Here is a 10,060-nt window from a genome sequence, read left to right as displayed (position 1 = left end):
CTTGGTCATTCGTTTCTCAACGAACAGCATCGAGGACATCACGCGTTTGATACCAGAACGGTAGGCCTCGAAACCCGGTATGGCGTACAGGTCATCCATGGTGGGAACAGCTTTGGCGATTGAGTAGACCAGCCGAGGCATGATCTGCCCATAGTCCAGTTCGACAATCGGCTCGCTATTGATCCGGAGGTGGTGAAGACGGTCTCCCTTCTTCATGGGCTGCCAGAAACCACCATAGAGCCGCCCGCCGCTTTGGAAGCTGAAGCGAGTGAAGACACGTCGAAGCTGTCGCCGATTGGTGTCGATGTGGTTGGGGCCGATGTATGCGAGGTCAGCCTCTGCCAAACGCCGATTGATGTTCCGCAGTTCCTTGCGGTAACGAAGGGTTTTCTCAGTGTCCTCGTACTCCACTCGTGGCGCTGACCTGTCACGGAACTCCTTATCGCCCTTGAGTTCAACCGGCTCGCCTGCCTCGATCTCGGAAAAATCACCGGTAGAAAGACCATGGCGCGAAAGCATCTGAGAAAACGCCTGCGTTGGCCGAATAACCGTTTGTATGCCTCTTGCGTTTGGGGCACCTTCTCCAAGGTCCTGCTCCACGAGCATCAATGCCGGGTGGCACAGAAGGTCGAGAATGGCAGGTAGCACCTTGGTTGTGACTGGCGAGCGATAGCGGGAGCTGTATTTCAGCTTTCCGTTCGACCTGTAGAGACGAAACCCGCGACACTCTTCAGCCAGTGCAGAGACTGCAAGGTCAGAGATCAAGGCCGACACAACGCGATGAAAGGTCTCGAGGTCTTCCGCCTTCCGTTTGCGTTTTCTGAGCTCGTAGCGCATTTCGTGGTCTTCGAGCATCTGGATGATGAACTGGACAAAATGTTTGGCGGGTGGGGTCTTCGGTTGACGCCATGGGTCGAGCTGTCGTTCGCCATGGATTTCTTCGCCATCGGCACAGCCGAAAGCGAGCGTGTCTTCGATTGTCATGGGGAGCCTGTGGAGTTGGGGAGCTTGTAATGGTGTCCCCTATTCCTCAGGCTGCAGCGTAGATGTCCTCCGGTCCGCTTTGGTAGGCATCGAACACATGACGGTAGAGGCCGCGCATTTTCGATAGAAGGTCGCTTCGTGGTGGGCGTCGGCAGGACCGCTGTCGCAAGTGGCCTCTATGGATTGCAGGAAGGCTTCCCAGCACAGCCCAGATGCTTGCGCTCCGGCTTGTCGCGCTCGAAAGCTGTTCGATGAACTCCACCACCACGGAAGAGGATCAAAACTAATTCTTGGCCAACTGCTTTCCGACTAACCCCCAAGGGTAGCACCTCGCAACAGGTTGCGTTACGTTTGGACCCAAGGACAGGATGTAGACATGCAAGATCAAGACAGCAGCTTCAAATTCATCGATCTGTTTGCAGGAATCGGCGGCCTGCGCCGAGGGTTCGACGCAATTGGCGGGGAGTGCGTGTTCACATGCGAGATGAACAAGTTCTCCCAGCAAACGTATCGAGCGAATTTTGGAGCCGACCACGAGATCGCAGGGGACATCACCTTGGTGGAAGCGGCAGACGTGCCGCCCCACGACCTCCTGCTGGCCGGATTTCCATGCCAGCCGTTTTCGTTGGCGGGCGTCAGTAAGAAGAACTCGCTTGGCCGTGCCCACGGCTTCGCGGATGAGACACAAGGAACATTATTTTTTGATGTCGTCCGCATGCTGCGCCACCACCAGCCGCGGGCATTCCTACTTGAAAACGTGAAGAACCTGTTGAGCCATGACAGGGGCAATACTATGCGGGTTATCCTTCACGCCTTGGATGAACTTGGCTACGAAGTGGACTACAGGGTTATCGACGCTCGAAGCTGGGTTCCGCAGCATCGTGAGCGGATATTTATCGCAGGCTTCCGTCGGGAACACAAAACAACCTTTTCTTTCAACGATGTTCAAATCCCCAAGGGGCCAAATCCGACTTTGGGAAGCATTCTCCATCCCGAGGATGGTTCCGAGGCAGCCGATGAACGGTACACATTTGGCAAACAGGCAGTAGTTCATGAAAGGTATACCTTGACCGATGGTCTTTGGTCCTACCTCCAAGGATATGCGGCGAAACACAAAGCTGCCGGAAACGGTTTCGGTTTCGGTTTGGTAACTCCAGACAAAGTCGCTCGGACTCTCAGCGCTCGCTATCACAAAGACGGATCTGAAATCCTTGTGGCCCAGCGAGGCAAAAACCCCCGAAGGCTGACACCGAGGGAATGTGCAAGGCTCATGGGCTTCGACCGCCCCGGAACCAATGATCCGTGGAAAATTCCAGTGAGTGACACGCAAGCTTATCGACAGTTTGGCAATGCCGTTGCGGCGCCGGTTGCGGTCGCCATCGCAGAGGCAATGTCTCCCTGGCTTACCAACATGGTCGCACTTCGATCCCGAAGGGAAAGTCTTGGCTGAAACAAGGACGCCTCTCACACGATCCGAGATGATGTCTCGCATCCGATCCAAGGATACGAAGCCTGAAATGCTACTGCGAAAGGGGCTTCATGCTGCCGGTTACAGATTTCGCCTGCATGTGTCAGGCCTCCCGGGAAAACCTGATATCGTACTGCCCAGATTTCGAAGCGTAATCTTCGTGCATGGATGTTTCTGGCATGGGCATTCTGGTTGCAAAAACTATCGAATTCCAAAAACAAGAACGGAATTCTGGACGACCAAGATTGCTGCCAACCGCGACCGGGATTCTCGCGCCATGGCTTCGCTTCTCGATTCCGGTTGGCGTGTGCTTGTCGTTTGGGAATGTGCGACACGGACCATTTCTCTAGATCGCCTCATCCAAACTGTTGTCGCATGGCTGCAAGGAACAGCAAGATACTTAGAATTAGGTGCGGGTGGCACCTGCAGCACAATACGATCTTCAACTATATCGCGGGAAAGTAGGTATTCTGAGCATGACCAATCTGATCAATGACCCAAATGCATCGCGGTTGATCTATGGGCTCCGCGATACCGGTTATAACGTAAAGACCGCAGCAGCGGATATCATAGACAATTCGATTGCGGCAGGCGCTGACAGAGTCAACGTTCAAATAGATCTCATGCACGATGGCCGAAAGTTGGTGCATTTTGGCGATAATGGCTGCGGCATGGACCACAATGAGGTCCAAAATGCTATGCGATACGGAGCGGATCGGCGACCAGATGCAAAGAGCCTTGGCAAATTTGGCCTTGGTCTCAAAACTGCTTCGAGCTCAGTCTGTAAACGATACACGCTGATTTCTCGAAAATCGCCAGACCAGCCGCTGGCAAAACTAACCTGGGATCTAGAGCATGTGGAAGCCCAAAACGCATGGGAAATGCTCGCTGAACCGGTGACGGCTGATCAAGAAGACATGTTCGAAGAACTGTGCGGTGATACCGGAACCTTGGTCATCTGGGAAAACTGCGACCGGTTGCTGTCGAAGGAGTACACTCCCGGAGCCAAGGAGCAGGCGGCCGTCAAACGGCTAGCTGATGCCTTGGCAAAACACGTATCGCTAGTTTTCCATCGCTTTATTGATTTGGCAGATGAACGGGAACGGAATGTCGAAATCCTGATCAACGGCACTCCAGTTGAGCCATGGAACCCGTTCTATCCGCAGCGCTCTGACCAAGTTCTCGCACCGAACAAGCAGAAGCTGGAAGTCGAGCTCTTCGATGGTTCCATCGAAATGGCATACATGAAGGCGTGGATCCTCCCCCATCGCAGTGACATGGAGAAAGACGAGGAAGCGAAGTTCGCCCGTATCTCAAACAGAGCGCAGGGCTTCTACGTGTACCGTGAAGGGCGACTGATCCAAGATGGTGGCTGGATGGATGTCTTCGGCGCAAATGAACCACACACATCCTTGTTACGGATCGAATTCGACTTTGGTTTCGAATTGGATGAAGCTTTTCGGATTGATGTCAAGAAATCACGTATACTTTTCCATCCTGATCTTGAGCTCGGTCTGCGGAAAATCCTGCAACCGATCTACCGAGAGGCAGACGCGAGATATCGCCGCATAAACCGGGACAAGGCGAGCAGCAGCAATGCCGTCGACCACGGAAGTGCCAACAAGAATATCGCCGGAACCGCCAATACTTCCAAACCTCAAGTTGCGGGAGCGAATGCGGCAACCCAGACAGCCGAGATCAACAACAACCGCGGTCAACGGATCAAGATCAAGGCTCCCGTCCAGAACAACGTGAGCCCAGACACGATCCATATTGAAGCTGTTACCACCATCACAAATGGTCACCTTTGGGAGCCAGCCTATCGCAGCGTGGGTACCGATAACTACGTACCTGGCGTGTTGCTGAACAAGCATCACGATTTCTACCAGAAAATCTATCAGCGGGCCGTTGCCAACGGCTTTGCCGTCGAGGGCATGGATCTGCTGCTTTACGCCTTCGGCATGGCAGAACAGAACAATACTGATCCAGAGTTGGAACCCATATTTGAAGACATTCGCGAGGAAATTTCGTCCAATCTGAGAAAGCTTCTTAGAAATGTACCGGAGGTGGAAGCGTCGGACCTGATCGACGGGGACGACGACTGAGATGATTGCTGGACGGCAGGATATGATAAGGGCTGAGCTTGAGGCCGGTACAGGTGCCTCCATAGGCATGGCCGTCGACCAAACTGGTCTGAGGACAGGTCTTCGCTTGTGGTTCGATGACCTTGACGAGCGTCATGGTCCTGTCGTGGACATGAAGCCCTTTGGCATGCGAGGTTACCGCGTGACCTTGGGGTTCGGCAAATTCGCCGGAGAAGTCATCAGGCAAATCCAGAATGCAGGGCCGGAAGATGTCCGCTTGGCAAGAGCTCTCGTCAGCTCGATCAACGAGACAGTGGAGCTCGACTTGTCTGGGCAACCGCGCACCGATTGGACGATTGAGTCCGGCACATTTAAGATCACGGCGACGGCGCGTGGACTGGCGGCCGATCCAGATGAGGCTGTCACTCTTGTCAGCCGTGACGTCATCGTGCCTCTTATGGCCGCCATGGCTGAATTGATTGGTTACGATGTCATTGTGGAGGAAGACAGTGATGAAGGCGCCTTTGAAGGCGCGGTTCTTCTTCACACTGTTCGTCAACGCGAAAGAAACCCGCGCAATCGTCTTCTGTGCATTCGACTTCACGGCGAAAGATGCTTTTGCTGCGGGTTTGAACCCAGAGCATTCTACGGCGAAGCGGGGAACATTATCGAAGTCCACCACCTCGAGGCACTGTCTTTACTCGATGCCCCTAGACCGTATGACCCCGCTACAGATCTTGTGCCCCTTTGCCCGAATTGCCATCGCGCGGTCCACACCCGTCGTCCCGTCCCTCTTCCTCTTGAGGACGTTCAAAAGCAGATGCAGGCTTTTGGCTGGCAACACGGTGCGATGTGACCGATCTTGTTTTGCTTCCCCATGATTTCGACGCGGTTCTGAAGTCGCCACCCGCAGGGTATGCCACGTCCGAGAGGGTGGTAGAGCCAATCCTCATGATCGATAGGTCCGCGGGTAAGCTCGTCGTCAAGCTGGGCGGAACCAAAGTGTTTCGGGGCAAAGAAAGACTTCTGGAGGCACCCTCGATTAACCATGCTTGGGTAATTGATGAAGCAACTCTTCGCCCGCTTCCGACAGATGTGCCAACCATGTTGTCCGATTTGCTAGAAGGGGAAGATCCATCAGATATCTCTTACGCGACGGCGATTAAACTCTACCGTGCGCCACCCGAGGGGCTTGCGGTGCGTTTGGCTCCAGATGTCCTGCATTCGGGAAAAATCGCTGCAGATGCGCTCCCGTCGCATGTCGACATACCCGGCTTGGTTGCAGATCTGTTTCCCTACCAAGCTCGTGGCGTCCAATGGATGTGGGAAACCGTCAGTAGAACGGGCGGCGTGATCCTCGCCGATGAGATGGGGCTTGGAAAAACCCTTCAGGTCATCGCGCTTTTGCTGAAAGATCCGCCGGCCAGTTCCTCACCCGCGCTGATCGTTTGCCCAACCAGCCTGATAGCAAACTGGGTGCGGGAATTTGGGAAGTTTGCACCGTCGATCAGCCTGTTGGTGCATCGTGGCGCACACAGGGCCGGGATCTTTAGGGATCTACAAGTGGCCTCGGTCGTTATCACCACCTATGAGACAATGGTAAATGATATCTCCATATTTTCATCGTTCGAATGGTCTTGGGTCATCTGTGATGAGGCGCAGGCGATCAAGAACCCTGATTCCAATCGTAGAAAAGCGATTGTGACGATTCCACGCCGCAGATCCATCCCGATGACTGGCACTCCGGTTGAGAACACCCTGATGGATCTTTGGTCGCTTGCGGACTTCGCGATTCCAGGAATGCTCGGGGAAAGGACCGTTTTCGAGGTCGAGTTTCCAGACACTGTCGAAGCGGGGCGGGCCCTTGGTCAAATGACCGATCCGATCATCCTGAAGCGCCGCGTCGGTGACGTGGCGGCGGATTTGCCGGACCGGATCGACATAGACCTGCCGCTTGAGCTGGATGACCGGCTTGCACGTCACTATGATCGGGTGCGCGAGGTCACCTTGGAGAAGTACCCTGTCGCAGGCGCGCTCGTCGCCACTCTTCAGCTTCAACTTGTCTGTGCGCATCCATGGTTGCGGACGCCCGACGCGACGGCGGTTGATGTCGACGACGCGCAGATCGTCATGCAAGACGAACTGCCTCTACTGACTCCCAAACTGGAACGCACGGTTGAACTGTTGCGGGAGGCTTTCTCCAATGGCCGCAAGGTGATCATCTTCGCCCTGTTCAATCGCTTGGGCGACCTAGTCAAATCCGCATGCGGTGATCTTCCGGCTACCTATTGGGGAGCTATCAACGGTTCCACTCCGCAAGAGGACCGACAAGCCATCGTGGATGAGTTCTCGGCACATAGTGGTCCTGCGTGCCTGATCCTGAACCCCAAAGCGGCAGGTGCAGGCCTGAATATCACAGCGGCAACCGTGGTCATCCATTTCACCCCGGTCTGGAACCCAGCGACAGAAGCACAGGCCAGTGCCCGCGCGCATCGCAGGGGGCAGACCGAACCGGTCACGATCTACCGGCTATTCTACAAAGACACGGTTGAAGAGGTCATGCTGGAGCGGTCGGCATGGAAATCCGATCTCGCGAATGAAACCGTGCCAGTTTCGAGCCGGGATGCAGCTGATTTGAAACGTGCCCTTGAAATTAGCCCCGTGAAATCATGAAGACCAAGACCTTCATAAAAACGCTGAGCGCCAATGATGTCGGGACCACGGGCGGCCACATGGGCGGCATCCTTGTGCCCAAGGGGGACGGAGAGCTTCTGGCCTTCCTGCCCCGACTGGACCCCGGAGTACTGAACCCCTCAGCGTGGATAGATTGCGAAACCCCTGACGGATCGATCCTGCGATTGCGATTCATCTATTACAACAACAAATTCCACACACCGCGCGGGACCCGAAATGAGTACCGCATCACTTGGTTGACCAAGTTTCTGCGGAATACCGGCGCGAGGGAGGGGGATACCTTCGAGATTTCACGTGCCGAGGGGCAGGAACACTACCGGATCAGGGTCATCCCGGCCTCGCGGAATGAGCCCATGGAGCATGAAGACGGCCCGGTCAGGATTAGGCTGACCACGGGGTGGCGGAGGGTTCATTAGACGGTTCAATACACCAGCCTCTGGCGGAGCCATCGGCCTGTCATTAACTAAGGCATTGATTTTGAACACAGAAAACCTGCCCCGTCAGTGCACCCTGCCACCCCCGGAAATCCTAATCCTCGGGGTCTCCTGCTCGTCCACATACCCTTCATCTCGGGCGCGTCCAAGAATGTCCACGGCAAGAATGCACTGCTTCTCTGACGGCAGCCGCCGATCCTGCTGGCTGCAGGCCCTCAGGATGCCGTCATCCTTGAGGGAAAATGACCGATTTGGTGCCGCCCAATCTCGCAACCTCCCCCAAAAGGCCCCTCCCAGTTCAATTACCTTGGCCTGCGCCTCGATACCCGAAATCATTGCCTCTTCACGCCGCCCCTCACGGGCGGCCGCCTTGGCCTCTTCCGGGGCAATCAGATATTCATCAAGGTCATCGCCGTAATCCACCTCCAGCCGGGATACCCTCGCCCAGCATGCCTGCTTCTTGGACCATTCGGTGATGTTACGGATGCCGCTGTCAGGGTCGGTGATCACATCAGCCGCCGCCTCACAAGCGGTCAGCAAGCAGGCCAGTAATCCGGCGGGGACGATTTGTTCATTCCAGATCCGGTCAAGGTCCAGCACCTTGTCCCTCTCATCTACATCATTCACTAGTTTTGCGATGCCATGGGTGATGATGTTCGCCCGGTATCCACCGGGATACCAGTCTTGCCGCGGGATCGCCTTTTCCAAGGCACGGAAGATGATGAGCTTTGCCACAAGCCGTTTGAACCAACTCTCATCATATTTCTTGTCACTTGCCGCCCAAGCCTGACCGATGTCGGCGGCAAAGGCAGCGAAGTTTTTTTGGGCCCCCTTGCTGACCGTGTCAGGCATCTTGCGAAAAGTCAGTTCAACCTTGGCAAGGTCGGTCTTAGTGAAGAGTTGAGGTTTCGGATGCTCTGCGTCGAACCGGCGACGGTCGGTTGCTCCAAGCTTCGAGCGTTCAACTTGGTACTGCCCTCGCGCGCGCTCATAAAACCAACGGGTCTGGCGACTGCCGCCTTGGGCTGGCGGGGCGTACACGCGACGGGAATACCCCTCCATCCGCATATGGAAAGGATGATTAGAGAAGAAATCCGCCGCATTAACCCTGTTCTGGCTGTTGGCGTATTTCGAGATGAAGGGTACGACCTCTTCTGAATTGTCAGGTGGCACCACAGTCAGCTTTATTTGGACATGCACGTTAGAAAGGTTTTCTGGGCTGTGCTTGAGGGCGGCGTGCAGCGAAGCTGTGGTTTGGCCGCCGTTCACGATCTGCAGATTTCTGGCTGTTAGGATGCGCACCCCAGTGCCGTCCGCCTCGGTCTCAACCGCATCCGCCGTCGCAGACAGACCATTGTTGTAGCTGAAGAACATCTCGGGTTCGTTCTTGATCGTGTCCCGAATGCCGTCGTTGACCGATTTCCGCCGTGCTTGGATGAAACTGCGTATGTTCGACTCCAGCAAACGCGCACCCCACTTGTCGAAGATATTTGCCAGTTGAGAGCCCCGGATGACCGCCAAGTATGAAGGGAACCGCGTCTCTGGCCCGGATGCGGGCAAGGCGGGCAAGGCGCCGCCAAATTCCTCTGCGAATTTCACGACGATCTTCTCTTTAGAGCCGGTTGTTTCGACTCGATGGAAACGGGAAAGGTCCCAGATGTTATATGTGACAGGGATTTCGCCGATCTTGCCGGCCAGAACAGCATCGGTACGGCCGTTGTAGATCCCATTGGTAACAAGGATCAGTTTCACCTTGGCGACCGATGGCCATGCCGCAGCGATCATAGCGGCGGTCCCGAAAACCGGTGTGTCGACATGCAGGCTGTCACGGAACTCTTGCCTGCGGGAGGCGGCAACGAAGTTGACCAAGTGGCCGAACAGTTTCTTCGCATCAGCCGCATTCAGGCTGGGTGGTTGGTTACGGTCGAAGATCTCACTTACGATAACGCTTAACACCCCTTCGGCTTCCCGCGGATCGCCGCCGTGACCGTCGATTCTGAGTGTCTTCCCCGGTGCGGCCCCAGTCCACGAACAACGTTCGGAGGTCTCCAACTCGGCTTCGGCCTCAAGAGTCGAGCAGAGCCGATCGAAGGCAATATCCTCCAAGGTCAGCCCGGTCTCCTCGACGTCCTGTTTGATCTCATCAAGCAGATCTTTGTTGAACTCCAGAAGATGCTCCATTGCGTCCCTTACCCGTAAAAATTTGGGGCTTTTGGCTCCATTACCATATGCCGGTACTCTCGACAGCAATGTGGCGATTTTCCGCAACGCTTGCGTACCAGTGCGCAACGCCCGCCCCGATAATTCGGCTCCACCTCCATTGCCAGTGCCGGCACGGCAACAGCCCCGAGTGTCACGGCTCGCCCAACTCTCCAGATAGGCCGCCCCTTACAGCC

Annotated in this window: 8 protein-coding genes; 6 read left to right on the top strand and 2 right to left on the bottom strand. The window is 55.5% G+C overall.

What is annotated here, in order from left to right:
• On the bottom strand, positions 1-984 hold a 984-nt coding region (locus KUV65_RS17940), incomplete at its 3' end, for a hypothetical protein (RefSeq protein ID WP_222192112.1).
• Positions 985-1,360: 376 nt separating this feature from the next.
• Between KUV65_RS17940 and dcm the strand changes: the two genes are divergently transcribed.
• From dcm to KUV65_RS17910, 6 genes are all read left to right on the top strand, one after another.
• Complete coding sequence (gene dcm / locus KUV65_RS17935; RefSeq protein WP_222192111.1) at positions 1,361-2,434, top strand: DNA (cytosine-5-)-methyltransferase; 1,074 nt, start codon at positions 1,361-1,363, stop codon at positions 2,432-2,434.
• A complete protein-coding gene (locus KUV65_RS17930) occupies positions 2,334-2,948 on the top strand; it encodes a very short patch repair endonuclease (RefSeq protein WP_222192110.1) in 615 nt (204 codons plus the stop codon). Before dcm ends, KUV65_RS17930 begins: the two co-directional genes overlap by 101 nt.
• Entirely contained in the window at positions 2,929-4,557 is a 1,629-nt protein-coding gene (locus KUV65_RS17925) for an ATP-binding protein (RefSeq protein WP_222192109.1), read from the top strand. Before KUV65_RS17930 ends, KUV65_RS17925 begins: the two co-directional genes overlap by 20 nt.
• Before the next feature lie 145 nt (positions 4,558-4,702).
• The gene (locus KUV65_RS17920) at positions 4,703-5,392 is read left to right on the top strand and encodes an HNH endonuclease (RefSeq protein WP_222192108.1); all 690 of its coding nucleotides are present in this window, start codon (positions 4,703-4,705) and stop codon (positions 5,390-5,392) included.
• A complete protein-coding gene (locus tag KUV65_RS17915; protein WP_222192107.1) occupies positions 5,389-7,209 on the top strand; it encodes a DEAD/DEAH box helicase in 1,821 nt (606 codons plus the stop codon). Before KUV65_RS17920 ends, KUV65_RS17915 begins: the two co-directional genes overlap by 4 nt.
• Positions 7,206-7,646: an EcoRII N-terminal effector-binding domain-containing protein gene (locus KUV65_RS17910; RefSeq protein WP_222192106.1), complete on the top strand. Its 441-nt coding sequence runs from the start codon at positions 7,206-7,208 to the stop codon at positions 7,644-7,646. Before KUV65_RS17915 ends, KUV65_RS17910 begins: the two co-directional genes overlap by 4 nt.
• 84 nt (positions 7,647-7,730) lie before the next feature.
• Here the strand turns inward: KUV65_RS17910 and KUV65_RS17905 are convergent, their stop codons facing one another.
• Positions 7,731-9,845: an AIPR family protein gene (locus KUV65_RS17905; protein ID WP_222192105.1), complete on the bottom strand. Its 2,115-nt coding sequence runs from the start codon at positions 9,843-9,845 to the stop codon at positions 7,731-7,733.
• Positions 9,846-10,060 lie beyond the last annotated feature (215 nt).

Source organism: Maritalea mobilis (assembly GCF_019800885.1).
In the GTDB taxonomy this organism is placed as follows: domain Bacteria; phylum Pseudomonadota; class Alphaproteobacteria; order Rhodobacterales; family Rhodobacteraceae; genus Roseibacterium; species Roseibacterium beibuensis.
This window is presented reverse-complemented; position numbering and strand designations above follow the sequence as displayed.